Source organism: Pseudomonas sp. 15C, assembly GCF_055484735.1.
Window position 1 is genome coordinate 37990 of the sequence record NZ_JBUDGD010000031.1, and the last position, 26122, is coordinate 64111.

Sequence of the window (26122 nt, forward strand, 5' to 3'; positions counted from 1 at the left end):
GGTTTTCTCAGTCGACCCTGGACAGGCTGGTCAGCCATTCGCGGCCCTTGAGCATGCCGTTCCAGTAGAACCACGGCAGCAGCGTCGCCTTCAGCCACCACGCCGAACGGCGCGCAACGGTCGGGTCCAGAGCGAAGGTCGGCAGCAGTTTTCCGCCATAGCCGAACTCGGCCAGAATCACCTTGCCCTTCTCCACCGTCAGCGGACAGGAACCGTAGCCGTCGTACTTCAGCGGTAGCGCTTGCTGCTGGCGTGCGGCCAACAGGTTCTGTGCGACCACCACGACTTGCTTGCGCACCGCTGCGGCCGTTTTCGCATTGCTGGTGCCGCAGATATCACCCAAGGCAAATATCTCGGGAAAGCGCGGATGTTGCAGGCTGTGCGGGTCTACCTCGCACCAGCCACCGGCGTCGGCCAGCGCACTTTGCGCGATGAAATCCGACGAAACCTGCGGCGGCACGACGTGCAGCAAGTCGAAGGTTTTCGCCACGCGGCTGACGTTGCCCTCGGCATCCTTGACCTCGAACCATGCGGTTTGCGCCGGGCCGTCGACTTTCACCAGATTGGAATTGAAGGCCAGTTGTGCGTTGTACTTCTCGATGTATTTCATCAACGGCGGCACGAACGTCGCCACACCGAACAACGCGGCGCCGGCCAGATTGAATTCGACATGAATGTTGTTCAGTACCGCGCTTTTGCGCCAGTGATCGCAGGACAGGTACAAGGCTTTTTGCGGTGCGCCGGCGCATTTGATCGGCATCGCCGGTTGGGTGAACAGCGCTCGGCCATCGCGCAGTTTTTGCACCTGATCCCAAGTGTATTGCGCATGTTGATAGCTGTAGTTGGAGGTCACGCCATACTGGCCGAGGCTGTCCTGCAGGCCCTCGATTTTTTCCCAGGCCAGGCGCAGGCCGGGGCAGACGATCAGATTCTGATAGCTGACCGTGCGCTGATCGTTGAGCGTGAGTTGACGTTCCGCCGGGTCGATTGCCGTGACTGCCGCCTGCACCCAGTTGGCTTGCCGGGGCATGACTTTGCTCATCGGTCGGGCGCTGTCCTTTACGTCGAAAGCGCCGCCGCCGACCAGCGTCCACGCTGGCTGGTAATAATGATGGGTGCTCGGCTCGATTACGGTGATGTTCAGCGCCGAATCACGCTTGAGCAGGCTGGCGACGACCGCTATACCGGCCGAACCGCCACCGATGACCACGATATCGGCACTGATGGATGGGCCCCAGTGTTGATCGTTCATTGCTTGTTCCTTTTGCTGCACGCAAGGATTTGTTCGGGTCAAACCAAAGAACCTGTGGGAGCTGGCTTGCCAGCGATAGCGGTGTGTCAGTCACATAAATGTTGGCTGATAAGCCCTCATCGCTGGCAAGCCAGCTCCCACAGGGTAAGTTGTGTTCCGGCTGGCATTTATTGATGACCCAGAGTCTTGAGCACCGCCCCGCAATAAAGCCCGGACAGGGTCTTCATCACCTGGATCACTTCGTGACTGGCGAGGCCGTAGAAAATGTACTTGCCTTCACGGCGGGTCGCGACGAGCCCTTCGTCACGCAGGATGCCCAATTGCTGGGACAGCGTCGGCTGGCGTACGCCGGTCATGGTTTCCAGTTCGCCGACGTTGCGTTCGCCCTGGGTCAGTTGACACAGGATCAGCAGGCGATCCTCATTGGCCAAAGCCTTGAGCAGCGCGCAGGCCTTGGAGGCCGAGGCGCGCAGTTGGGCGACTTCACATTCGGTCAGACTGGATTGCATTTGCGCGAGGCCTTCAAGGTCACTTAAGCTGCGAACATTATGTTTTTAGATAAAGTGTTGCAACCCATTTTCCTTGTTCAGGTTGGTGTCCATGCCCGCGCAGATTGAAGCTTTCCTCGACCCCGCCTCTTCGACCTACAGCTACGTGGTCTACGAAGTGGATGGTGGCCAGTGCGCAATCGTCGACCCAGTGCTCGATTACGACGGCGCCGCCGGGCGCACCGGCACCGTGCAGGCGGACAAGATCGTTGCGTTCGTCGAGGCGCATCAATTACAGGTGCAATGGTTGCTGGAAACCCACGCCCACGCCGATCACATCTCCGCTGCGCCCTACCTGCGGCAGAAACTGGGTGGGAAAATCGCCATCGGTGCCTCGATCAGCCAAGTGCAGAACGTGTTCAAGACATTGTTCAATCTGGAGCCGGAATTCTCGGCCGACGGTTCGCAGTTCGATCATCTGTTCGCGCCGAACGAGTCATTCCATATCGGCAATCTCAAAGCCACCGCCCTGCACGTGCCCGGCCACACCCCGGCCGACATGGCCTATCTGATCGACGGTGAGCAGATTCTGGTCGGCGACACGTTGTTCATGCCGGATGTCGGCACGGCGCGCTGCGACTTCCCCGGCGGCAATGCGCATCAACTGTTCGGGTCGATCAGAAAGTTGCTGGCCTTCCCCGCCGGCGTGAAGCTCTACGTCTGCCACGACTACCCACCCGAAGGCCGGGCCTCGCGGTGCCAGACCACAGTTGGCGAGCAGCGTAAAAGCAATATTCATGTGCATGACGGCATCGACGAAGCGGCGTTCGTCGAGATGCGCACCCGCCGTGATGCTGGCCTGGGCATGCCGACGCTGTTGCTGCCGGCGATTCAGGTGAATGTGCGGGCGGGGAATTTGCCGGCGGCGGAAGACAATGGCGTGGTGTACCTGAAGATTCCGCTTAACCAGCTCTGACCCCCTGGTCAGGCGCCCTGAGTCTGATCGTTCCCACGCTCTGCGTGGGAATGCATCCCGTGACGCTCTGCGTCACTTCCTGAGGCGGAACGCGGAGCGTTCCTGGCGGCATTCCCAGGCGTAGCGTGGGAACGATCGGCGTCGGCGGGTCGGGTCGGGTCGGGTGGATCAGGTCAGGTTATGCGCCCAGGGTTAGGCCGTTGGCGGGTAACGGCAACGCGGTTTTATAGCGCACCTGCTTCAGCGCAAAGCTGGAACGGATGTTCGCCACCCCCGGCACCTTGGTCAGAAAATCCATCATGAAGCGCTCCAGCGACTGGATCGTCGGCACCAGCACCCGGATCAGATAGTCCGGGTCGCCAGCCATCAGGTAGCACTCCATCACTTCGGGTCTATCGGAGATGGCTTCCTCGAAATGCTGCAACGCCTCTTCAACCTGCTTTTCCAGGCTGACGTGAATGAACACGTTCACGTGCAGCCCCAGCAGGTCGGCATCCAGCAGTGTCACCTGCTCGCGGATCAGCCCTAGTTCCTCCATAGCCTTGACTCGGTTGAAGCACGGCGTCGGCGACAAATTCACCGAGCGGGCGAGGTCGGCGTTGGTGATGCGCGCGTTCTCCTGAAGGCTGTTGAGAATGCCGATGTCGGTACGGTCCAGTTTGCGCATGAGACAAAACCACCTGTTTTTTATGTTTATGCAGAATTTCTATCTGCAAATCATCTTCAGCGCAATGAAACACAGATAAATATTCTTCTTGGCCGCGCCTATGATTGTTGTAGGACAAGATTTCTTCTACCGAGGAATGACTGCCAGCTCACTACAAGAAATTCACAAGATCGAGCGTAGAAGCCATGACCCAAGCGTACGAACCGCTGCGCCTGCACGTCCCTGAACCCTCGGGCCGTCCCGGTTGCAAAACCGATTTTTCCTACCTGCATCTGACCGACGCAGGCACGGTGCGCAAACCTCCCATCGACGTAGAACCTGCCGACACCGCCGACCTGGCGCGCGGCCTGATTCGCGTGCTCGACGATCAGGGCAACGCCCTTGGCCCGTGGGCCGAAAACGTGCCGGTCGAGATCCTGCGCAAAGGCATGCGCGCGATGCTCAAGACGCGCATCTATGACAACCGCATGGTGGTCGCCCAGCGCCAGAAAAAAATGTCGTTCTACATGCAGAGCCTCGGCGAAGAAGCCATCGGCAGCGCCCAGGCGTTGGCGCTGAATATCGATGACATGTGCTTCCCGACCTATCGCCAGCAAAGCATTCTGATGGCCCGCGATGTACCGCTGGTCGACCTGATCTGCCAATTGCTGTCCAACGAGCGCGATCCGCTAAAAGGCCGTCAGTTGCCGATCATGTACTCGGTCAAGGACGCTGGTTTCTTTACCATCTCCGGCAACCTCGCCACCCAGTTCATTCAGGGCGTGGGCTGGGGCATGGCCTCGGCGATCAAGGGCGACACCAAAATTGCCTCGGCGTGGATCGGCGATGGCGCCACCGCCGAATCGGACTTCCACACCGCCCTCACCTTCGCCCACGTTTACCGTGCGCCGGTGATCCTCAATGTGGTCAACAACCAGTGGGCGATTTCGACCTTCCAGGCGATTGCCGGTGGTGAAGCGACCACCTTCGCCGGACGCGGCGTCGGTTGCGGCATCGCCTCGCTGCGCGTCGATGGCAACGACTTCTACGCGGTCTACGCCGCTTCTGCCTGGGCCGCCGAACGTGCCCGGCGCAACCTCGGCCCGACCATGATCGAATGGGTCACCTACCGCGCCGGCCCGCACTCGACGTCGGACGATCCATCCAAATACCGCCCGGCCGATGACTGGAGCCACTTTCCGCTCGGCGATCCGATTGCGCGTCTGAAGCAGCACCTGATCAAGGTCGGCCACTGGTCGGAAGAAGAGCACGCCGCCGTCAGCGCCGAACTTGAAGCCGAAGTGATTGCCGCGCAGAAGCAGGCCGAACAGTACGGCACTCTCGCCGGTGGCCGGATCCCGAGCGCCGCGACTATGTTCGAAGACGTCTACAAAGAGATGCCGGAGCACTTGAAGCGCCAGCGTCAGCAGCTGGGGATCTGAGATGAACGATCACAACAACAATATACAGCTGGAAACCGCCATGACCACGACCACCATGACCATGATCCAGGCCCTGCGCTCGGCCATGGATGTGATGCTTGAGCGTGATGACAATGTGGTCGTGTTCGGCCAGGACGTCGGCTACTTCGGCGGTGTGTTCCGCTGCACCGAAGGCCTGCAGACCAAATACGGCACCTCGCGGGTGTTCGACGCACCGATCTCGGAAAGCGGCATCGTCGGCGTGGCTGTGGGCATGGGCGCCTACGGTTTGCGTCCGGTCGCCGAAATCCAGTTCGCCGACTACGTCTATCCGGCTTCCGATCAGATCATCTCCGAAGCGGCGCGCCTGCGTTATCGCTCGGCCGGCGAGTTCACCGCACCGATGACCCTGCGCATGCCATGCGGTGGCGGCATTTATGGCGGCCAGACCCACAGCCAGAGCATCGAAGCGATGTTCACTCAGGTCTGCGGTCTGCGCACGGTGATGCCGTCCAACCCGTATGACGCCAAGGGCCTGCTGATTGCCTCCATCGAAAACGATGACCCGGTGATCTTCCTCGAGCCGAAACGCCTGTACAACGGCCCGTTCGACGGCCACCACGACCGCCCGGTAACCCCTTGGTCGAAACACCCGCAGGCCCAGGTGCCGGACGGTTATTACACCGTGCCGCTGGACGTCGCCGCGATCACCCGTCCAGGCAAGGACGTGACCGTGCTGACCTACGGCACCACCGTCTATGTCTCGCAAGTCGCCGCCGAAGAATCCGGCGTAGATGCCGAAGTCATCGACCTGCGCAGCCTGTGGCCGCTGGACCTGGACACCATCGTCAAATCGGTGAAGAAGACCGGCCGTTGCGTGGTGGTTCACGAAGCCACCCGCACCTGCGGTTTCGGCGCCGAGCTGGTGTCGCTGGTGCAAGAGCACTGCTTCCATCACCTGGAAGCGCCGATCGAACGCGTCACCGGTTGGGACACCCCCTACCCGCACGCGCAGGAGTGGGCGTATTTCCCAGGGCCGTCCCGAGTGGGCGCGGCGTTGAAACGGGTCATGGAGGTCTGAATGGGCACGCACGTTATCAAGATGCCGGACATTGGCGAAGGCATCGCAGAAGTGGAACTGTCGCAGTGGCACGTCAAGGTCGGCGACCTGGTGGTTGAAGATCAGGTGCTGGCGGACGTGATGACCGACAAGGCGATGGTCGATATTCCGTCACCGGTGCATGGCAAGGTGATTGCGCTTGGCGGTCAGCCGGGTGAAGTGATGGCGGTCGGTAGCGTACTGATCAGCATCGAAGTGGAAGGCGCTGGCAACCTCAAGGAATCGGCTGCGCCGGCTCCTGTAAAAGCAACACCTGAAGCACCAAAAGTTGAGACCGTAGACGAAAGCAAGCCTGCTGCTGTCCCGGGTCCTGCTGCGGTTTGCCAGGGCCCGATGGTTGCCCGTGAAGCAGACGAGCGCCCTCTCGCCTCGCCAGCCGTGCGCAAACATGCGCTGGATCTGGGTATTCAATTGCGTCTGGTACGCGGCAGCGGCCCGGCCGGTCGTGTGCTGCACGAAGACCTTGAAGCCTATCTCGCGCAAGGTCAGGCGAATGCCTCGGCGCCAGTCGCCGCGGCCTACGCCCAGCGCAACGATGAAGAACAGATTCAAGTCATCGGCATGCGTCGCAAGATCGCCCAGCGCATGCAGGACGCCACGCAGCGTGCCGCGCATTTCAGTTACGTCGAGGAAATCGATGTCACCGCCATCGAAGAACTGCGCGCGCACCTGAATGACAAGCACGGCGCCAGCCGTGGCAAGTTGACCCTGCTGCCGTTCCTCGTGCGTGCACTGGTCGTGGCCCTGCGCGACTTCCCGCAGATGAACGCCCGTTACGATGACGAAGCGCAAGTCATCACCCGCCTCGGCGCGGTGCATGTCGGCGTCGCCACGCAAAGCGATGTCGGCCTGATGGTGCCGGTGGTGCGTCACGCCGAAGCGCGTAGCCTGTGGGACAGCGCTGCGGAAATTTCGCGCCTGGCCAGTGCCGCGCGCAACGGCAAGGCCAGCCGCGACGAGTTGTCCGGTTCGACCATCACCCTGACCAGCCTCGGAGCGTTGGGCGGCATCGTCAGCACGCCGGTGCTGAACCTGCCGGAAGTGGCGATCGTCGGCGTGAATAAAATCGTTGAACGGCCGATGGTCGTCAAAGGCCAGGTGGTCATTCGCAAGATGATGAACCTCTCCAGCTCGTTCGATCACCGCGTGGTCGACGGCATGGACGCGGCGCTCTTCATCCAGGCCATTCGCGGCCTGATCGAACAACCTGCCACTTTGTTTGTGGAGTAAGGCGCCCATGCATTCTTTGAACACTACGCTGCTGATCATTGGCGGCGGCCCCGGCGGCTACGTCACGGCGATTCGCGCCGGGCAACTGGGCATTCCAACGATTCTGGTCGAAGGCCAGGCGCTGGGTGGCACCTGCCTGAATATCGGCTGCATTCCGTCGAAAGCACTGATTCACGTCGCCGAGCAATTTCACCAGACGCAACATCACAGCCAGCATTCGGCGCTGGGCATCAGCGTTTCCGCGCCGACCCTCGACATCAGCAAGAGCGTCGAGTGGAAGGACGGCATCGTTGATCGCCTGACCACCGGCGTTTCCGCGCTGCTGAAGAAGCACAAGGTGCAGGTGGTCAACGGCTGGGCGAAGATCATCGACGGCAAAACCGTCGAGGTGGGCGACACGCGCATCCACTGCGAACATCTGGTGCTCGCCACCGGATCGACCAGCGTCAACCTGCCGATCCTGCCGATTGGCGGGCCGATCATCTCCTCCACCGAAGCGCTGACACCGAAGTCGGTGCCCAAACGCTTGATCGTGGTCGGCGGCGGTTATATCGGCCTGGAACTGGGCATCGCGTATCGCAAGCTCGGCGCCGAGGTCAGCGTGGTCGAGGCGCAGGATCGCATCCTGCCCGCCTACGACGCGGAACTGACGCAACCGGTGCACGAGGCGCTGAAGCAACTGGGCGTGAAGCTGTACCTCAAGCACAGCGTGTCGGGTTTCGACGGCACCTTGCAGGTGCGCGATCCTGACGGCGAAACCTTGAACCTGGAAACCGATCAGGTGCTGGTCGCTGTGGGTCGCAAGCCGAATACCCAGGGCTTCAACCTCGAAACGTTGAATCTGGAAATGAACGGCGCGGCGATCAAAATCGACAACCGTTGCCAGACCAGCATGCGCAACGTCTACGCCATCGGCGATCTGAGTGGCGAGCCAATGCTTGCGCACCGTGCGATGGCGCAGGGTGAAATGGTTGCCGAACTGATCAGCGGCAAAACCCGCGAATTCAACCCGACCGCCATCGCCGCCGTGTGCTTCACCGACCCGGAACTGGTGGTGGTCGGCAAGACTCCGGACGAAGCCAAGGCTGCCGGGCTCGACTGCATCGTTTCCAGCTTCCCGTTCGCCGCCAACGGCCGGGCGATGACCCTGGAATCAAAAAGCGGTTTCGTCCGCGTGGTCGCCCGTCGCGACAATCATCTGATTGTCGGCTGGCAAGCGGTGGGCGTCGGCGTGTCGGAGCTGTCGACGGCATTTGCGCAAAGCCTGGAAATGGGCGCGCGCCTGGAAGATATCGGCGGCACCATCCACGCGCATCCGACGCTGGGTGAAGCGGTGCAGGAAGCGGTGTTGCGCGCGCTTGGGCATGCGTTGCACCTGTAAAACAGGACCGGCCCCATCGCCAGCAGGCTGGCTCCCACCCTGGAATGCATTCCCCTGTGGGAGCCAGCCTGCTGGCGATTCTTGAGAACAACGGGATTTATCTGCCTGTGATCCGATAGTCCGGGCTGCGAAACCGCTCAAGAATGAAGTATTGTTGTGCCCATCCAAAAAACGTCAGAAGCCTTGAACCGTTTCGGCGGTTGTTCAGTGATAGAGGGTGTCATGGGTAACGAGAGCATCAATTGGGACAAGCTGGGTTTTGATTACATCAAGACCGACAAACGCTATCTGTCGTACTTTCGCGATGGCGAGTGGGACAAAGGCACCCTGACCGAAGACAACGTGCTGCACATCAGCGAAGGCTCGACGGCCCTTCACTATGGCCAGCAATGCTTTGAAGGCATGAAGGCCTATCGTTGCAAGGATGGCTCGATCAACCTGTTCCGCCCGGACCAGAACGCCCTGCGCATGCAGCGCAGCTGCGCACGTCTGCTGATGCCGACCGTGGACACCGAGCAGTTCATCGAAGCCTGTAAAGCCGTGGTTCGCGCCAACGAGCGTTTCATCCCGCCTTACGGCACTGGCGGCGCGCTGTACCTGCGTCCGTTCGTGATCGGCGTCGGTGACAACATCGGCGTGCGTACCGCGCCCGAGTTCATCTTCTCGATCTTCTGCATCCCCGTCGGCGCCTACTTCAAGGGCGGTCTGACCCCGCACAACTTCCAGATCTCCAGCTACGACCGCGCTGCCCCACAAGGCACCGGCGCCGCCAAGGTCGGTGGCAACTACGCGGCCAGCCTGATGCCGGGCTCGAAAGCCAAGAAAGCCAACTTCGCCGACGCAATCTACCTGGACCCGATGACCCACACCAAGATCGAAGAAGTCGGCTCGGCCAACTTCTTCGGGATCACCCACGACAACAAGTTCGTCACCCCGAATTCGCCGTCGGTGCTGCCAGGCATCACCCGCCTGTCGCTGATCGAACTGGCGAAATCGCGCCTGGGCCTGGAAGTGGTCGAAGGCGACGTGCTGATCGACAAACTGGCGGACTTCAAGGAAGCCGGTGCTTGCGGCACGGCTGCCGTGATCACCCCGATTGGCGGCATCAGCTACAACGACCATCTGCATGTGTTCCACAGCGAAACCGAAGTTGGCCCGGTGACGCAGCAGCTCTACAAAGAGCTGACTGGCGTGCAGACCGGCGACATCGAAGCGCCCGCGGGCTGGATCGTCAAGGTTTGAGCTGACGGTTGCTGATGTTGAAAAAGCCTTCTGCCGAGTGATTGGTGGGGGGCTTTTTTTATGGTCAGCTAGTTGTGTGTTCGGCTTGGAAATTGCTGAGAATTCACCCCTCGCCCCAGCCCTCTCCCCAAGGAGAGGGAGCTGATCTGTGTGGTTTTCTGAACCTGAGTTCGACTCGAGTTCTCAGGTCGATGTAGTACGGGCGGGCTCCTCGGTCGGCCCCCTCTCCCTCCGGGAGAGGGCTGGGGTGAGGGTAGGCTTTTCGCCCTTCAAGGCAATCCGCTTACCCGACCGCGCTGCAATCCCACTCGCCTGCCCATCCCCCTGCTTGCCCATCCGCGCCTGCGTAATCAGCCCGGGAATCAATTCCCCCTCCGGCAAATTCTTCCAGAACCGCACCGGCAAATGCCCTTGCATGACCTTCGGGTTCAACCGCGCCGGGTTGAAGATGTGGCTGTAATAGGTCAGCCACAGATCACCATGGGGATCGTCAACGTTCTGCGCCAATTGCTGCCATTCCACCGGGCATTGGCGCTGATGAATCAGTTGCTCGCCATCGTAATAGACCCCGTCCCGCGGCGTGGCGATCAGCCAGCGATGGCGGCCCATGCGTCCGATGAAGTGGGCGCTGGCGCTGTGCAGGATGTCGTGAGCCGGTTCATGCCACGCCACGTATTCGGGGCCAGCGCTGTCTTTGGGCCGTTCGATGAAGCGCACGAACGCATGCAGGTGATGGGCTTCACGGTTCACCTGCTTGATCCGCCGCTGCAACTCGCTACCGAGTTTGTCGCCGGCCATCATCGCGGTACGGTCGCCGTGGCTGACGCGCCACAACACTTCGTACAGCAAACTCCAGCGCTGATCACCGCGATAGCGCGAGGCTTGTTCCAGGGTATCGAGCAACGCGCGGGGAATGCGCGCCTGAAACGGCCCCTGCCCTTCAGGCACCGGGTCGTCATTGGCGAACAGATCGCCCACGCCCTGCGAGGCCCAGCTCACCAGACTCGGGTCGATTTCATGGCTGAGCAGCCAGCGCGCCTGCTGGCGCCAGGTATCGAACAGATCGTCGCAATCGAGATTGATCATCCCCACAACCCCATCTGCTGCGGCATCGGCCGGTCGCGCAATTGCTGATAGAGCATGTGGCTGGTGACTTCGGCCTGCTGCGGATGATAGTCGCTGGTGATGATGAAGGGCTTGGCCTTGGCCAGCACGCAACGCATGCGCGCGACGTCTTCGTAGCGGATGCGTCGCTGTCGGCGCAACTCGACCAAACGTTCAGTAGTGCGCAGGCCAATCCCGGGAATGCGTGCGATCAACGAGGCCTCGGCGCGATTCAGATCCAGCGGAAACACTTCGCGATTCTGCAGCGCCCAGGCCAGCTTCGGGTCAATGTCGAGCGCCAGATTGCCCGGTCCCTTGAGCAATTCGTCCGCGCTGTAGCCATAACTGCGCAACAGGAAATCGGCCTGATACAAACGGTGCTCGCGCATCAGCGGCGGCGCGGCCAATGGCACGCTCTTCGGGCTGTCGGGGATCGGGCTGAACGCCGAGTAATAAACCCGGCGCAGACGGAAGTTGCCATACAGGGATTGAGCGCTGTGGAGGATGGTGCTGTCGTCGGTGTCATCGGCGCCGACAATCAATTGCGTGCTCTGCCCGGCCGGGGCGAACTTCGGCGCGCGTGGCTCGTTGAGCACGGTCTGCACGCCGGTGTAGATGGTGTTCATCGCCTGCTTGATCGAACCGATGTCCTTTTCCGGCGCCAGGGTTTGCAGGCTGGCATCGGTCGGCAGTTCGATGTTGACGCTCAGGCGATCGGCGTAACGTCCCGCCTCCTCGATCAACGCCGGATCGGCCTCGGGAATGGTCTTGAGGTGGATGTATCCGCGAAACTCATGTTCCTCGCGCAACAGCTTCGCCACCCGCACCAGTTGCTCCATGGTGTAGTCCGCCGAGCGAATGATGCCGGAGCTGAGAAACAGCCCGCTGACACAGTTGCGCCGATAGAAATCCATGGTCAGCGCCACGACTTCCTCGGGGGTGAAACGCGCGCGCGGCACATCGCTGGAGCGGCGGTTGACGCAGTATTGGCAATCGTAAAGACAGAAATTGGTCAGCAGAATCTTCAGCAGCGACACGCAACGCCCGTCCGGCGTGTAGCTGTGGCAGATGCCCATGCCATCGGTCGAGCCCAACCCGCTCTTGCCTTCGGAGCTGCGCTTGGGCGCGCCACTGCTCGCACAGGACGCGTCGTACTTGGCGGCGTCGGCGAGAATGCTCAGCTTGTCGATGATTTGCATGGCGCGGACTCTTTACTGTGTGCATATACAGTATAGGCTCGACCGCTCTGATACAAGGTGACGGATAACCCCCTCGTCGGAAGGTGTGTTGTCTGAACTGGCCTCTTCGCGAGCAGGCTCGCTCCTACACTTGAAATGCGCTCCGCCTGTTTCTGATCATTCCCACGCTCCGCGTCCGCTGTGACGCAGAGCGTCACGAGAGGCGTTACCACGCAGAGCGTGGGAACGATCAGATCACCCACTGCGAAATCAGCCAGCCATTCGCCCCGCTGATCACCACGAACAACCCCCACGCCAATGCCCGCGTCGGCCAGCGGTTCACAAACGGCCCCATCAGCTGCTTGTCATTGGTCATGCGTATCAACGGATACAGGGCAAACGGCAGTTGCAGGCTCAACACCACCTGACTCAGCACCAGCAACTTGCCGATGGCGTTGTCACCCAGCAGCCACACGCCAATGAACGCCGGAATCAGCGCCAGCCCACGGGTGATCAACCGCCGCTGCCAGCACGGGATGCGCAGGTTCAGATAGCCTTCCATGATCACCTGCCCGGCGATGGTGCCAGTGAAGGTCGAACTCTGCCCCGAGGCGAGCAATGCCACGCCGAACAACACGCTGGCCAGCGCGCCGCCCACCAGCGGATCGAGCAAGTGATAAGCGTCCTGAATGTCCACCACCTCGGTATGCCCCGACTGGTGAAACGCTGCCGCTGCGAGGATCAGGATCGCCGCGTTGACCAGTAGCGCCAGCGCCAGTGAACCGATGGTGTCGATGCGCGCCAGTTTTACCGCATCCTGCTTGCTTGCCAGATCCTTGCCGATCATCCGCGTCTGCACGATCGAGGTGTGCAGATACAGGTTATGCGGCATCACCGTTGCGCCAAGAATGCCGATGGCCAGGTACAACGGTGCGGCATCGCCGATCGCCGCCAGCGAGGGTTTGAAGCCTTGGGCGACGTCCGGCCAGTAGGGCTTGATCAGCAGCAGCTCGACGAAAAAACACACGCCAATGGTCGCGACCAGCACCAGCATGATCGCTTCCAGTCGACGGAAGCCACGATTCTGCAAGGCCAGCACCAGCAGCGTGTCGAACGCGGTCAGGGCAATGCCGAATGTCAGCGAGCAACCGAGCAGCAAGTGAAACGCCAAGGCGCAACCGAGCACTTCGGCAAGGTCGGTGGCGATGATCGAGATTTCCGCCAGGATCCACTGCAAGCGCGCAGTCGGCGTGCTGTAGCGCTGGCGCGACAGTTGCGCCAGATCACGCCCGGTCGCGATGCCCAGCCGCGAACACAGGCACTGCACGACCATACCCGCCAGACTCGCCAGCAACACCACGAACAACAGGCTGTAACCAAACCGAGAACCGGCCTCGATCGCCGTGGCCCAATTGCCGGGGTCCATGTAGCCGATCGACACCAGCAAACCGGGGCCGGCGAAACGCAGTACACGTTTAAAGAACGAGGCAGAAGGATCGACCGCGACACTGCCGGCCACTTCCGGCGGGCAAAACGGCGCGGTGGCGATTTTGGGCAAGCTGAATTTCACGCACACATCCAGAAACAAGTCGAAAGGACGCAGCTTAGACGTTTCGCCCGGTGCGGTGGAAGGTCAAGGTTGGCGGGTGCCCAACAATTGCTCGCGCAACGTCGGATTGCGCGTGCGCGGGTCCAGCCAGATGTCGAAAAACGCCCGGGCGAATTGCGGATCGTCGATCTCATGCTGCAAGCGCTGGCCGACAAAAAACCGTGCGCCCTGCCCCGGCAGATACACCCCGGTAATCCGTGTGCCGGACTGCACATCGACGAACGATTGCTCCATCTGTGCTTGCCAGCCGGCCAATTGCGCTGGGCTCACACGATTACCGGACAGGCGCTTGATCTCGTCGACGCTGGCCTGCACCAGATCATCGCGGGAAATCTTGCGGAGATAGATCAGCTCCAGCGCAAACGGCTGATCCGTGGCGAGCGGGCGCGCCGCACTCCACAGCCGCGCATTGTAAACGTCGAAACCGAACACGCTGAACTCGCCGGTGCCAATGATCTGCGCACCCGGCACCGCGTCCTGCCAATTGGCCCAGGTCGGCGTCAGCAACAGCGCCCACAGGCCGATGCCGCAGCAGCCGCGGAGCATTTTTGAGGATTTGTTCATCGCGCATTGCTTCCGACCAGCCCTGATAGTCAGAGCATAGCCGTAATTGCCTTCGATTTTTTGTATACAAAAATTGCAAACATAGTCAGCAATCGCTTTGCCACGGTGCTAACGTGGCCTACCTGCATCTCGACGGAGACACCTGCGTGCTGATTCTCAAACTGCTGCTGATTCCGGCTTTCCTCTTGCTGATATCCCTCGCGGGCAAACGCTGGGGGCCGAGCGTGGCCGGATGGCTGTCGGGGTTGCCGGTGGTGGTCGGGCCGATTCTGTTTTTTCTCGCCATCGAACAGGGGCCGGAGTTTGCCGCGCAATCGGCGGTGGCGGCGTTATCGGCGATGTTCGCGATGATTGCCTTCTGCATCACCTACGCGCAGGTGGCGCAACGGGCGAACTGGCCGTGGGCACTGGCGGCCTCGCTGGCCGTCTGGAGCGTACTGGCGCTGCTGCTGTCGCTGGTCCCGCCGTCGTTGCCGTTTTCATTGGCGGCGGCGGCGATTGCGCTGCTGGCCTCGCCTTATCTGTTTCCGGTGGTGCAGCCGGTGCTGAACGGTTCGGCGCCGAAGTCCGACCGGCTGATATGGCGCATGCTGGCCGGTGCCGCGCTGACGTTGGCAGTGACGATGCTGGCCAGTACCGTCGGCGAGCGCTGGAGCGGTTTGCTCGCGGTGTTCCCGGTGCTCGGCAGCGTGATGGCGGTGTTCTCGCAACAGACCCGCGGCCCGGCCTTCACCGCCGCGCTGCTGCGGGCGACTGCAACTGGCATGTATTCGTTTTCGGCATTCTGTCTGGTGTCGGCGCTGACCTTGCCGAGCCTTGGCCTGAACGGTTTCATCGTCGGTGTGGCGGTGTCGGTGGCCATGCTCGCGGTGACCAGAAAGCTGCTGGCCCGGCCAGTGACCAGCGCGCCGGCGCAATAACCGCTCGGGCGAATCGCGCTGGAACGTGCGCCCCGCTCCGTGGGATCATCGGCCGCCTCGCGCGACCATCCCACGGAGATTCGAATGTCATTGTTGAGCAAAAAAGCTGCCGTCCTGCTGCTGTCGGCGATCGCCGCTCTCGGCGCGATCAACGCACAAGCGGCCAAGGAAAAAGCCACCAGCGAAAAAGTCTCGCTGCTCGACGGCAAGTTCAGCTTCGTGCTGCCCAAAGGCTTCGTCGCCGACCCGCTGCCGCCGAGCCCAAGTGGCGCCAAGGGCACGATGTACACCAACCAGGCCACCAAGACCGTGGTCATCGCAGCGGAAAACCAGATACCGGAAGGGCAGAACGTCAAGGACAACGACGGCCCGTTCCTCGACGGTGCCGTGTCCAGCTTCATCGAAGACCAGCGTAAAGCGCTGCCGGATTTCAACAAGCTCAGCGAAAAAAGCCTGACCCGCAAAGGCACCGGCCTCGGCTTGCGCCAGGTCGACAGCACCGCCACACAAGGCGGCGGACAGACCCTCAACACCACTCTGATGGCTGGCTCCGGGACGAAGATGGCGCTGGTGCAGGTGATCTCCCGCGCCAGCGACAAGCAAAGTCACGACGCGCTGATCAAGACTCTTCTCAAGGATTGAGCTGCTGCAGCCAGCCGTTCAGGTCGCGCAATTCGACCGGAGTGATGCTGTGGCCGATGCCGGGATACGCATGAAATTGCGGCTTGTAGCCAAGCTTCTGCAATTGCGCATTGGCTTCGGTGCCGAGGCGGTACGGCACCGGATCATCGGCGGTGCCGTGGCCGATGAAGATGTGCAGCGGCAGCGGGGCTTGATCGGCTTTCAACTCGCTTTTCAGCACCGGCAGCAAGCGTCCGCTCAACGCGGCAAACCCGCCGATCAACACCGGCGGCCGCAGCCCCACTTCGTAACTCATCATCGCGCCCTGGCTGAAGCCGATCAGGTACACCTTGTCCGGGGTCGCGTGATATTTGCGCGTGGCCTGGGCGATGAACTCGCGCAGCTTCTGGCCGCTGACCTTGAGATCATCGGTCTCGCCGTTGTAGGCGCCTTCGCCCTTTTTGCGAAACCACTGGTAACGTCCCTCACCGAGCTCCATCGGTGCCCGCACCGACAGGTAGTTGTACTGCGCCGGAAGCTGAAATTTCATACCGATCAGATCGGCTTCGTTACTGCCGTAACCGTGCAGGAAAATCACCAGCGGCCGCGGCTCGGCATCCGGGTGGACCTGTTCGAGGTATTTGAGCGGCAGATCGGATTGCAGCGTGGTTTGCGCGTGGACGGCGGTAGAGGCCAGCAGGGTCAGCAGAGCAAATATCTTCAACATTGCAGCGTTCCTTCACAGAGTGTCGGGTTCGGGGGGAGCCTAACACTCTGAAAGATAGCGGTGTTGCCGCTCACGCCATCGCTGGCAAGCCAGCTCCCACAGTGAGCGAGGGTGATTGCAAAAAATGTGTTCACCACAAAACCTGTGGGAGCTGGCTTGCCAGCGATAAGGCCATCAGCCCCAGCGAAAATCTGTCAGTCGTTGGTCAACTTGCCAGTCCGGAACGGCATCCGCCCCGCCACTTTTGCCTGCCAGATCCCCGGTTCGGTATAGCGCCCGCGATCCAGCGCAAACAACACGCCGCTGGTGCCGGCGCGCACCGTGCTGACGCGGTCCTGCAACGGGTCGACCACCTCGAACAAAGCATCGCCCTTCTCTACCCATTCGCCGGCACCGCGCAGGAAACTCACCACGCCATGGTGCGGTGCGAACAGGTATTCAGTGCCTTCGAACGGCAGGCCTTCGCAGCATTCGCTCGGCGCCGCCGGCCATTCGCCGCTGATGAAACCCTGCTCAGCGAGAAAGCCGAGGATCGCCTCGCAATTGGCCTGCGCCTGATCGACCCGCGTGTCGCCCATGCTGCCCAGCTCCAGCGTAGTCGCCAGATTCGCTGCCGGAATCGCCGCCTGCGGAAACGCCCTCGCCAGGCGCAACCACGGCGTCGAGCAGGATTCATCGAACGAACTGCCGCCGGAGTCTTCACACAACAACGCCACGCCGGCCTTCAGGCGCGCTGCCAGCGATTGCCATTGCGGCCAGTGCTGCGGCAGTGCGTAGAGGTGAATCGCCGCATCGAAATCGCAATGCAGATCAAGGGTGATATCGGCGTCGCAAGCGTGGCGCAGCAACAGCCGATGCAGCGCTTCCAGTTGCGAAGCCGGCGCCGGCAGCGCCTCGAATACCTCGCCCATCGCCTTGCGGATCAGCGCAACGTTGGCCTCGGCATCCGCGCCCAACTGCTCGCCGATACGCGCCGCAACCGGCGCGCTGAGTTCGACGAACGCGCGGTTGAAATTCTTGCCGCTGCCCAGTTCGAATCGGCCCATGTGCGCGCCTTGCACATGCTGATCGAGGCCGATCGGGTTGGCCACCGGCACCAGTTCGATCACGCCGTGCAAACGGCCTTGCTGCTCGAGTTCATTAAGGCGTTGCTTGAGCTCCCACGCCGTGCGCATGCCCGGCAACTCATCGGCGTGCAGGCTGGCCTGGATGTACACCTTGCGAGTGCCCGCGCCATAGCGAAACACGCTCAGAGAACGCTCACTGCCCAAGTGGCTCCAGGGCAGGCTGTGGTCGATGCGTTGCATGGGGTAACTCCTGAAATATGAGCGCGACACAAATCCCCTGTAGGAGTGAGCCTGCTCGCGATAGCGGTCTGTCAGTCAATCAAGATGTCGAATGATAAACCGCTATCGCGAGCAGGCTCACTCCTACAGGTTCTTCGTCGCTAAGAAGAATGCATAAAAAAAGTGGCCTCCGCGCAAACGGGGCCACTTTTTTCTACGGCGTATTAATGGCCGTACACGTCAAAATCGAAGTACTTGTCCTGGACTTTCTTGTACTCGCCATTGGCGCGGATTTCGGTGATGGCTTTGTTGAATTGCTCGGCCAGCGCGGTATCGCCCTTGCGCACCGCGATGCCGGCGCCGCCGCCAAAGTACTTGGCGTCTTCGTAGGTCGGGCCGACGAATTCGAAGCCTTTGCCGGCGTCGGTTTTCAGGAAACCGTCGCTGAGGTTGACCGAGTCAGCGAGCATCGCATCCAGACGACCCGAGGTAATGTCGAGGTTGGCTTCCTGCTGCGAGCCGTAACGCACCAGTTCGATCCCGGCCGGGACCAGCACTTCGGTGGCGTAACGGTCGTGGGTACTGGCACGCAACACGCCGACTTTCTTGCCCTTGAGTTCGGTCAGCGGGTCTTTCACGCCCGAGCCTGCCTTCATCACGAAGCGCGCCGGGGTGTGGTAGTACTTGATGGTGAAATCGACGTTCTTCTTGCGGTCGTCGGTGATGGTCATCGACGACAGGATCGCGTCGATCTTCTTCACTTTCAGCGCCGGGATCAGGCCGTCGAATTCCTGCTCGACCCAGGTGCATTTGACCTGCATCTGCGCGCACAGCGCATCACCGATGTCGACGTCGAAACCGGTGAGTTTGCCGTCAGGGGTTTTCATCGAGAATGGCGGGTAACCGGCTTCGATACCGATGCGGATCGGCTTGGCGTCGGCGGCCACGGCGGTCAGGGACAACATCGACAGTGCCAGGGCACCGAACATCACTAGCTTGTTCATTTATAACTCCTGTGTGCGGAGGCTTTTATTGGCAGCTTCAAGTCAGCGTTCGGTCCGGCCTTGGAACGGCAAAACCGACGTGGCCGGCAGTCTATGGCGGCGCGCACAGGGCAAATTGTGTTTAAGCGACAAATACTTATGTAAGTTCGGCGCAGCGCTTGACCGGGGTCAAAGGCTGCGCCGTCGTGGTGCAAAGGCTGTAGGACAAGCGCCGTTTTTGCTCAAATTCTTCTAAAATTTCTCAGCATTCGCAGGCAATCGGCGCCTTGGCCAGTTGCGCCACGCTCAGCGCAAACCCTTCGTCGAGCCAACCGCTGACACCGCCGATCATCTCCTTGACCGGGTAGCCGAGCGCCGCCAGCTTCACCGCGGCCTTGTTCGCGCCGTTGCAATGCGGGCCGGCGCAATAGACAACGAACAACGTGCTTTTCGGATAACTCGCCAGCTCGGTCGCGGTGAGCAGGCGCGTCGGGATATTGATCGCGCCCGGCACATGCCCCCGCTCAAAAGCCAGCGGCCCGCGCACGTCGACCAGGACAAAGTCGACGTCGCCGGCCTCGTAGCTGCTGAACACGTCGGAACAATCGGTTTCGAAGGTCAGGCGATTGCTGAAGTGCATCAGGGCAATCGCCGAGGGGGCGGCAGGAATGTCGCGAACCAGGCTGGTCATGGCGTGTGGCTCCTTGCTTCTGTTCGGGTGTGAACAGACTTTATCGTCGCCGCGCTTGCGGCTACAGTGGCGGACAAGACACCTACCGGGAACTTTCCGCCAAATGCCGACTTCCTCCAATCTGGTGGCGATCCTCGCCTACGACGGCCTCTGCACCTTCGAGTTCGGCATCGCCGTGGAGATCTTCGGCCTCGCCCGACCGGAGTTCGATTTCCCTTGGTATGAACATGCGATTGCGGCAGTCGATCAAGGCCCAATGCGCGCCATGGGCGGCATTCAAATTCTCGCCGACGGTGGCCTGGAAATGCTGACCGAAGCACGCACCATCATCATTCCCGGCTGGCGCGACCGTAACGCGGCGGTGCCGGAAGCATTGCTCGCTGCACTGCGCCAGGCTCACGCTCGCGGCGCGCGCTTGCTGTCGATCTGCTCCGGTGTCTTCGTCCTCGCGGCCAGCGGCTTGCTCGACGGCCACCGCGCCACGACGCACTGGCGCTACAGCGACGAACTGGCGCAACGCTTTCCTGCCATCGCAGTCGACCCGGACGTGCTCTACGTCGACGCCGGCCAACTGATCACCTCGGCCGGCAGCGCCGCCGGCATCGACGCCTGCCTGCACCTGGTTGCCCGCGACTTCGGTACTCAGGTCGCCAACAGCGTCGCGCGGCGACTGGTGATGTCGCCCCAACGCACCGGCGGCCAGGCGCAGTTCATTCCGACGCCGGTCAGCGCCACCCCGCGCAATGATCTGTCGCGAGTCATGCAATGGGCCCGCGAGCGGCTGCATCAACCGCTGGAGGTGCGCGATCTGGCCAGCGAAGCGGCGATGAGCGAGCGCACGTTTCTACGACGGTTTACCGAGGCCAGCGGACAGTCGCCCAAGGCGTGGTTGCAGCATGAACGACTGGCACGGGCGCGGGAGTTGCTGGAGAGCACCGATCAGCAGACTGAACAGATTGCCGAGCGCTGCGGGTATCGCTCGGTGGAGAGCTTTCGGGTGGCGTTTCGTGGGGTGGTGGGGGTACCGCCCTCAGTTTATCGGGAGCGGTTTGGCCGGGGTGTGACGGTTTAGCTGACTCGCTCCAAAAGTCTTCAGGGCGAGTCGGCGATTGTCAGATCGAACGCTGATTGACCCGCTCCATCAATTGCTCGGCGCTTTCCTTGCGTTCGGAATAGCGGTCGACCAGATGCGTCTGGTGCTCGCGCAGCAGCAAGGTGAACTTCACCAATTCCTCCATTACATCGACCACGCGGTCGTAGAACGGCGAGGGTTTCATTCGTCCCGCGTCGTCGAATTCCATGTAGGCCTTGGGCACCGAGGACTGGTTGGGGATGGTGAACATGCGCATCCAGCGGCCGAGCACGCGCAATTGATTGACCACGTTGAACGACTGCGAACCGCCGCACACCTGCATCACCGCGAGGGTTTTGCCTTGGGTCGGGCGTACGGCGCCGAGTTCCAGCGGGATCCAGTCGATCTGCGCCTTGAACACGGCGGACATCGCACCGTGGCGCTCCGGTGAGCACCAGACCTGGCCTTCCGACCACAGCACCAGCTCGCGCAATTCCTGCACTTTCGGATGGTCGACCGGAACATCGTCGGGCAGGGGCAAACCGGACGGGTTGAAAATGCGCGTTTGAGCACCGAAGTACTCAAGCAGGCGCGCCGCCTCTTCGACCAGCAAACGGCTGAACGAGCGTTCGCGGGTCGAACCGTAGAGCAGCAGGATGCGCGGCTTGTGCGTATCAGGGGTCGTCGGTTTGGCGGCGTCGAACAGGGTGGCATCAAGGTTGGGCAAATGGTCTGACATGGGGCGTCCTTAAAGCGTACCGATTCGATTGAGCTCGACTTGCAGCTGATCGCGGCTGAGTTGCTCAAACGGCAAATCGAGGAAAGCCTGGCAGCGTCGTCCGATGCGCATCAGTGTGGCGTGGAAGGCCGCGTCGATGCTGGCTTCGTCACCGCTGAGGCCGGAAGGATCTTCGAGCCCCCAATGGCTTTTCAGCGCCGGGCCGAAGTACAGCGGACAAGGTTCGCCCGCGGCGTTGCCGCACACCGTGATAACGACATCCGGCGGATTGCCTGCGAACGCGTCGTTGCCTTTGCTGTACAAACCGTCGATGGTAATTCCGGCCTTTTGCAGCGTCTGCAGACTGCGTGGCAATACCTGGCCCTTGGGGCAACTGCCGGCACTCACCGCCTCGAAGCCTGCCGGCGCCAGATGATTGAACATCGCTTCAGAAAGGATGCTGCGGCAACTGTTGGCCGTGCACATGAACAGGACTCGCATGGTTTTTTTCTCCATCAGCAACACGCGGCTTCACGAACCGGACGCCCGTGCATGTTCTGCAGGCGGGCGGCATTGTCCTGCAGCCAATTGGTGTTGGCGTCGGACGTCATTTGCAGGATTTGCGCGATCCACGCCGGCAGATCCGGGTTGAGGCGGTAATAGACCCACTGGCCTCGACGCCGATCGAGCAGCAGGCCGTTGCTGCGCAATTGCGCGAGGTGGCGGCTGATCTTCGGTTGGCTGTCGTTGAGCGCGCACATCAGTTCGCACACACACAGTTCTCCCTGTGCGGTGATCAGCAGCATGGCGCGTACGCGGGTTTCGTCAGCGAGACTTTTGAAGACTTCAGTGGGCGTGAGCATGGGGCTGAGCACGGGATATACGGGAAATCGAATATACGGATATCCATATATTTCGCAACCTGAAATGCTGCCCCTGTAGGAGTGAGCCTGCTCGCGATAGCGGTCTTTCACTCAACATCATTAATGACTGACACACCGCTATCGCGAGCAGGCTCACTCCTACAGGGGATTTCTGTGAACCGGCTAACCGAGCAGCAACGCCTGCTCCGCCTCGCACAATCCCACCACATAATCCCAGACCACACGCAAGCGCACCGACTTGTGCAGCTCGCGGCGAGTGCTGATCCAGTAGCTGCGTTCGATACTTTCGTCCGCCAGCAACGGCACCAGTTCCGGGTCAGACGCGGCCATGTAGCAAGGCAGCACCGCAATGCCCAGTCCGGAGCGTGCGGCTTCCTGCTGGGCAATGACGCTGGTGCTGTGGAACACCACGCGCGGGCTGCGGCAGAAACTGTTGAGGAACATCAGTTCCTGGCTGAACAGCAGATCGTCGACATAACCGATCCATGCATGACGGCCAAGGTCTTCGCGGCTATGCAAGGGCGGTGCCTTGTCGAGGTAAGCCTGGCTGGCATACAGCGCCAATCGGTAGTCGGTGAGTTTGCGCGTGACCAGCATGTCAGCCGCCGGGCGTTCGAGATGGATGCTGATTTCCGCCTCACGGTTGAGGATGCTGACAAAGCGCGGCACCGCGACCAGTTCCACTTCCAGCCCCGGATAACGCTCGAACAGGCCGATCATGCGGCTGGCGAGAAATTTGACGCCGAGGCCCTCCGTCACACCGACGCGGATCTTGCCCAGCGGCGCCGTGGACTGGGTGATTTCTTCCTGAGCCAGCAGCGCGACGTTTTCCATCGCTTCGGCATGCTTGAGCAGCGCTTCGCCGGCCGGGGTCATTTCGTACCCTTGAGCGTGCTGGACGAACAGCGCGGTGCCGAGGCTTTTCTCGATGGCTTCGATGTGGCGGGCGACGGTGGCATGGGTGGTGTTGAGCCGGCGGGCGGCGGTGAGCAGGCGGCCGCTGCGTTGCAGTTCGAGAAAAAACCGCAAGTCGTTCCAGTCGAACATGGCGTGTCCTTGTCAGCTAAGGTCGATGCGAGCTGTTTGAAAACGCACAGCGGCTGCGCAAAAACTAACATTCTTTTAACGAAAGCTAACAACTAGAGTGTCCGACAATAAAAACAAAAAGCGAGGTCAGGGAATGCAGACTTCCCTCGATGAATACGACTACATCGTGGTCGGCGCCGGTCCGGCCGGCTGTGTGCTGGCCAATCGACTGTCAGCGGACCCGCAGCACCGCGTACTGTTGCTCGAAGCCGGCGGGCGCGACAACTATGCGTGGATTCACATTCCGGTCGGTTACCTGTTCTGCATCGGTAACCCACGCACAGACTGGTGTTTCAAAACTGAAGAACAGACCGGGCTCAACGATCGCGCGCTGAGCTATCCGCGCGGCAAAGTGCTCGGCGGTTGCTCGTCGATCAACGGCATGATCTACATGCGCGGCCAGGCCAGCGACTACGACGGCTGGGCCGCCGAGGGCAATCCCGGTTGGGCGTGGAATGATGTCCTGCCGTTGTTCAAACAGAGCGAAAACCACTTTGCCGGCACCGCTGATTTTCATGGCGCCCACGGCGAATGGCGGGTCGAGCAACAGCGCTTGTCGTGGCCGATTCTCGATGCCTTTCGCAGTGCCGCCGAGCAGAGCGGCATTGCCAGCGTCAGCGACTTCAATCAGGGCGACAACGAGGGTTGTGGCTACTTTCAGGTCAACCAGAAAGCCGGGGTGCGCTGGAACGCCGCCAAGGCGTTTTTGAAACCGCTGCGCAACCGCGTGAATCTGACCGTACTGACCGGCGTCGAGGTCGACCGCGTGCTGCTGGAGGGTGGCCGCGCTTCGAAGGTCAGTGCGCGACATGAAGGCCAGATCAAACAGTTCAAGGCGCGCAAGGAGATTATCCTGTGCGCTGGGTCGGTCGGTTCGCCGAGCATTCTGCAGCGCTCCGGGATCGGCCCTCGACCACTGCTCGAACGCTTGGGCATCGGCGTGATTCATGAACTGCCGGGCGTCGGTGGCAACCTGCAGGATCACCTGCAGCTGCGGCTGATCTATCAACTGGAAAACGCCCGCACACTGAACCAGATCGCCGGCAGCGTCTGGGGCAAGATGGGCATGGGCCTGCGTTATCTGTATGACCGCAGCGGACCGCTGTCGATGGCGCCGAGTCAGCTGGGCGCCTTTGCGCGCTCGGGGCCGGAACAGACTTCGGCGAATCTCGAATACCACGTTCAGCCGCTGTCGCTGGAGCGTTTTGGCGAGCCGTTGCACAGCTTTCCGGCATTCACCGCCTCGGTGTGCGATCTGCGTCCGCACAGCCGTGGGCGCATCGAAATCCGCTCAGCAGACCCGCAGCAGGCGCCGCTGATCAATCCCAATTATCTGAGCCATCCTGAAGATCTGCGCGTAGCTGCAGATGCGATTCGGTTGACCCGACGCATCGTCAGCGCCCCTGCTCTGCGTGCTTTCAAACCGGTCGAGTATCTGCCGGGCGACAGCCTGCAAACCGAGGAGCAACTGCACGAAGCCGCAGCGAAAATCGGCACGACGATCTTCCATCCGGTCGGCACGTGTCGCATGGGCAATGACGGCGATGCGGTGGTCGATGCGCAACTGCGCGTGCACGGCGTGCCGGGTCTGCGCGTGGCCGATGCGTCGATCATGCCGCGGATCATCTCCGGCAACACCTGTTCGCCTACGCTGATGATTGGCGAAAAGGCTGCGCAGCTGATCCTCAATTCCAAAGCTGTAAACACTGTACCTGTGGGAGCCAGCCTGCTGGCGATGACGGACTGACCTTCAACATCCCTGTGGCTGACCCACCGCCATCGCCAGCAGGCTGGCTCCCACAGGGTTTTGCAACACATTCGCGCAACACCGGGACACGCAACACCAGTGGAACAACAAAAACAATCACTGTGAGGGATACCGACATGTCAGAACACGCTCAGCCGCTGGACGCTGCGAGCAGCGCCGAGACCAGCAATGCCACGCAAAAAGTCATATTCGCCTCGTCCCTCGGGACGGTGTTCGAGTGGTATGACTTCTTTCTTTACGGTGCCCTCGCGGCAGTGATCAGCAAGCAATTTTTTGCCGGGGTCAACGACACCACCGCGTTCATTTTCGCGCTGATGGCGTTCGCCGCCGGCTTCATCGTGCGGCCGTTCGGTGCGCTGGTGTTCGGGCGACTGGGCGACATGATCGGGCGCAAATACACGTTTCTGGCAACGATCATCCTGATGGGCGTGGCGACATTTTGCGTCGGCCTGCTGCCGACCTACGCGAGCATCGGCATTGCCGCACCGATCATCCTGGTGGTGCTGCGGATGCTCCAGGGCCTGGCGCTCGGCGGCGAATACGGCGGCGCGGCGACTTACGTGGCCGAGCACGCGCCGATCGGCAAGCGCGGTTTCCACACCAGCTGGATTCAGTCTACCGCCACCCTCGGCCTGTTGCTGTCGCTGTTGGTGGTGCTCGGTTGCCGGTATTTCACCGGCGACCAGTTTGAAGTCTGGGGCTGGCGCATTCCGTTTCTGCTGTCGATAGTGCTGCTGGGCATTTCCACGTGGATTCGCCTGAGCCTGCACGAGTCGCCGGCCTATCTGAAAATGAAGGAGGAAGGCAAAACCTCGAAAGCGCCGATCCGCGAATCCTTCGGCAAATGGGAAAACCTCAAAGTCGTGCTGATCGCCCTGTTCAGCATCAACGCCGGGCAAGCGGTGACATTTTATGCGGCGCAGTTCTACGTGCTGTTTTTCCTCACCCAGTTCCTGAAAATGGACCCGGCGGTGGCCAACAGCCTGCTGATCGTCAGCGTGGTCATCGGCGCGCCGTTCTTCATTTTCTTTGGCTGGCTGTCGGACAAGGTCGGGGTGAAACTCGCGCGCTTGTATGGCTGGCGCAAGGGTGTCGAACAGCCGCTGGTGGTGGTCATGGCCAACGCGTTTCATGGCCGCACGCTCGGCACTTTGT

The 26122-nt window shown here is 61.2% G+C and carries 26 protein-coding genes; 11 read left to right on the plus strand and 15 right to left on the minus strand.

What is annotated here, in order from left to right:
* Positions 1 to 7 precede the first annotated feature (7 nt).
* Together ACYYKW_RS16725 and ACYYKW_RS16730 are read right to left on the minus strand one after the other, a co-directional pair.
* Positions 8 to 1252 carry an NAD(P)/FAD-dependent oxidoreductase gene (locus ACYYKW_RS16725; RefSeq protein WP_464990589.1) on the minus strand — a complete coding sequence of 415 codons (1245 nt, stop codon included), beginning with the start codon at positions 1250 to 1252 and terminating at the stop codon, positions 8 to 10.
* Positions 1253 to 1419: 167 nt separating this feature from the next.
* A complete protein-coding gene (locus tag ACYYKW_RS16730) occupies positions 1420 to 1761 on the minus strand; it encodes an ArsR/SmtB family transcription factor (RefSeq protein WP_093102455.1) in 342 nt (113 codons plus the stop codon).
* Between the two features lie 91 nt (positions 1762 to 1852).
* Here ACYYKW_RS16730 and ACYYKW_RS16735 point away from each other — a divergent pair, with 91 nt between their 5' ends.
* Positions 1853 to 2716 (plus strand): MBL fold metallo-hydrolase, encoded by an 864-nt coding sequence (locus tag ACYYKW_RS16735; protein WP_464990590.1) that lies wholly within the window; start codon positions 1853 to 1855, stop codon positions 2714 to 2716.
* Positions 2717 to 2894: 178 nt separating this feature from the next.
* On the opposite strand, the gene bkdR is transcribed toward ACYYKW_RS16735, so the two are convergent.
* Complete coding sequence (gene bkdR / locus ACYYKW_RS16740) at positions 2895 to 3383, minus strand: Bkd operon transcriptional regulator BkdR (protein WP_025111414.1); 489 nt, start codon at positions 3381 to 3383, stop codon at positions 2895 to 2897.
* A gap of 185 nt (positions 3384 to 3568) precedes the next feature.
* Here bkdR and ACYYKW_RS16745 point away from each other — a divergent pair, with 185 nt between their 5' ends.
* From ACYYKW_RS16745 to ACYYKW_RS16765, 5 genes are all read left to right on the plus strand, one after another.
* On the plus strand, positions 3569 to 4804 hold the full coding sequence (locus ACYYKW_RS16745) for a thiamine pyrophosphate-dependent enzyme (protein ID WP_464990591.1): 1236 nt from the start codon (positions 3569 to 3571) through the stop codon (positions 4802 to 4804).
* Position 4805: 1 nt separating this feature from the next.
* Positions 4806 to 5864 (plus strand): alpha-ketoacid dehydrogenase subunit beta, encoded by a 1059-nt coding sequence (locus ACYYKW_RS16750; RefSeq protein WP_064390582.1) that lies wholly within the window; start codon positions 4806 to 4808, stop codon positions 5862 to 5864.
* Entirely contained in the window at positions 5865 to 7133 is a 1269-nt protein-coding gene (locus ACYYKW_RS16755; protein ID WP_464990592.1) for a dihydrolipoamide acetyltransferase family protein, read from the plus strand.
* Between the two features lie 7 nt (positions 7134 to 7140).
* Positions 7141 to 8514, plus strand: coding sequence for a dihydrolipoyl dehydrogenase (gene lpdA, locus ACYYKW_RS16760; protein ID WP_464990593.1), 1374 nt, complete (start codon positions 7141 to 7143; stop codon positions 8512 to 8514).
* A gap of 222 nt (positions 8515 to 8736) precedes the next feature.
* On the plus strand, positions 8737 to 9756 hold the full coding sequence (locus ACYYKW_RS16765; RefSeq protein WP_039762213.1) for a branched-chain amino acid aminotransferase: 1020 nt from the start codon (positions 8737 to 8739) through the stop codon (positions 9754 to 9756).
* 183 nt (positions 9757 to 9939) lie between these two features.
* Here ACYYKW_RS16765 and ACYYKW_RS16770 read toward each other — a convergent pair whose 3' ends face one another.
* The 4 genes from ACYYKW_RS16770 to ACYYKW_RS16785 form a co-directional block, all read right to left on the minus strand.
* Positions 9940 to 10842 carry a TIGR03915 family putative DNA repair protein gene (locus ACYYKW_RS16770; protein WP_231990169.1) on the minus strand — a complete coding sequence of 301 codons (903 nt, stop codon included), beginning with the start codon at positions 10840 to 10842 and terminating at the stop codon, positions 9940 to 9942.
* Positions 10839 to 12059 (minus strand): putative DNA modification/repair radical SAM protein, encoded by a 1221-nt coding sequence (locus ACYYKW_RS16775; RefSeq protein ID WP_090282821.1) that lies wholly within the window; start codon positions 12057 to 12059, stop codon positions 10839 to 10841. The genes ACYYKW_RS16770 and ACYYKW_RS16775 overlap by 4 nt, the downstream gene beginning before the upstream one ends.
* A gap of 229 nt (positions 12060 to 12288) precedes the next feature.
* Entirely contained in the window at positions 12289 to 13608 is a 1320-nt protein-coding gene (locus tag ACYYKW_RS16780) for an Nramp family divalent metal transporter (protein ID WP_464990594.1), read from the minus strand.
* 63 nt (positions 13609 to 13671) lie between these two features.
* On the minus strand, positions 13672 to 14211 hold the full coding sequence (locus ACYYKW_RS16785) for a chalcone isomerase family protein (RefSeq protein WP_093102471.1): 540 nt from the start codon (positions 14209 to 14211) through the stop codon (positions 13672 to 13674).
* A 146-nt stretch (positions 14212 to 14357) separates the two neighbouring features.
* Here ACYYKW_RS16785 and ACYYKW_RS16790 point away from each other — a divergent pair, with 146 nt between their 5' ends.
* Together ACYYKW_RS16790 and ACYYKW_RS16795 are read left to right on the plus strand one after the other, a co-directional pair.
* Positions 14358 to 15131 carry a hypothetical protein gene (locus tag ACYYKW_RS16790; protein WP_464990601.1) on the plus strand — a complete coding sequence of 258 codons (774 nt, stop codon included), beginning with the start codon at positions 14358 to 14360 and terminating at the stop codon, positions 15129 to 15131.
* 84 nt (positions 15132 to 15215) lie between these two features.
* Positions 15216 to 15773, plus strand: a complete 558-nt coding sequence (locus ACYYKW_RS16795; RefSeq protein WP_464990595.1) for a DcrB/PsbP domain-containing protein — start codon at positions 15216 to 15218, stop codon at positions 15771 to 15773.
* Here the strand turns inward: ACYYKW_RS16795 and ACYYKW_RS16800 are convergent.
* The 4 genes from ACYYKW_RS16800 to ACYYKW_RS16815 all read right to left on the minus strand — a co-directional run bounded on the left by ACYYKW_RS16800 (position 15763) and on the right by ACYYKW_RS16815 (position 19439).
* A complete protein-coding gene (locus tag ACYYKW_RS16800) occupies positions 15763 to 16479 on the minus strand; it encodes an alpha/beta hydrolase (protein WP_093102475.1) in 717 nt (238 codons plus the stop codon). The two genes, ACYYKW_RS16795 and ACYYKW_RS16800, sit on opposite strands and share 11 nt — an antisense overlap.
* A 194-nt stretch (positions 16480 to 16673) precedes the next feature.
* Positions 16674 to 17786: a succinylglutamate desuccinylase/aspartoacylase family protein gene (locus ACYYKW_RS16805; protein WP_336354520.1), complete on the minus strand. Its 1113-nt coding sequence runs from the start codon at positions 17784 to 17786 to the stop codon at positions 16674 to 16676.
* A 203-nt stretch (positions 17787 to 17989) separates the two neighbouring features.
* Positions 17990 to 18769: an ABC transporter substrate-binding protein gene (locus ACYYKW_RS16810; RefSeq protein WP_203421645.1), complete on the minus strand. Its 780-nt coding sequence runs from the start codon at positions 18767 to 18769 to the stop codon at positions 17990 to 17992.
* A 241-nt stretch (positions 18770 to 19010) separates the two neighbouring features.
* A complete protein-coding gene (locus ACYYKW_RS16815; RefSeq protein ID WP_093102481.1) occupies positions 19011 to 19439 on the minus strand; it encodes a rhodanese-like domain-containing protein in 429 nt (142 codons plus the stop codon).
* Between the two features lie 103 nt (positions 19440 to 19542).
* Here ACYYKW_RS16815 and ftrA point away from each other — a divergent pair, with 103 nt between their 5' ends.
* Entirely contained in the window at positions 19543 to 20511 is a 969-nt protein-coding gene (gene ftrA / locus ACYYKW_RS16820; RefSeq protein ID WP_093102483.1) for a transcriptional regulator FtrA, read from the plus strand.
* 40 nt (positions 20512 to 20551) lie between these two features.
* On the opposite strand, the gene arsH is transcribed toward ftrA, so the two are convergent.
* The 4 genes from arsH to ACYYKW_RS16840 all read right to left on the minus strand — a co-directional run bounded on the left by arsH (position 20552) and on the right by ACYYKW_RS16840 (position 23160).
* On the minus strand, positions 20552 to 21250 hold the full coding sequence (gene arsH, locus ACYYKW_RS16825; RefSeq protein WP_464990596.1) for an arsenical resistance protein ArsH: 699 nt from the start codon (positions 21248 to 21250) through the stop codon (positions 20552 to 20554).
* Positions 21251 to 21259: 9 nt separating this feature from the next.
* Entirely contained in the window at positions 21260 to 21730 is a 471-nt protein-coding gene (locus tag ACYYKW_RS16830; protein WP_464990597.1) for an arsenate reductase ArsC, read from the minus strand.
* 14 nt (positions 21731 to 21744) lie between these two features.
* Positions 21745 to 22092 (minus strand): metalloregulator ArsR/SmtB family transcription factor, encoded by a 348-nt coding sequence (locus tag ACYYKW_RS16835; RefSeq protein ID WP_464990598.1) that lies wholly within the window; start codon positions 22090 to 22092, stop codon positions 21745 to 21747.
* Between the two features lie 183 nt (positions 22093 to 22275).
* A complete protein-coding gene (locus ACYYKW_RS16840; protein WP_090282809.1) occupies positions 22276 to 23160 on the minus strand; it encodes a LysR family transcriptional regulator in 885 nt (294 codons plus the stop codon).
* A 133-nt stretch (positions 23161 to 23293) separates the two neighbouring features.
* On the opposite strand from ACYYKW_RS16840, the gene ACYYKW_RS16845 reads away from it, so the two are divergent.
* Both ACYYKW_RS16845 and ACYYKW_RS16850 read left to right on the plus strand, forming a co-directional pair.
* Complete coding sequence (locus tag ACYYKW_RS16845) at positions 23294 to 24946, plus strand: GMC family oxidoreductase (protein ID WP_464990599.1); 1653 nt, start codon at positions 23294 to 23296, stop codon at positions 24944 to 24946.
* Positions 24947 to 25083: 137 nt separating this feature from the next.
* Positions 25084 to 26122 (plus strand): MFS transporter (locus ACYYKW_RS16850; protein ID WP_464990600.1); only part of this gene is annotated, 1039 nt, incomplete at its 3' end.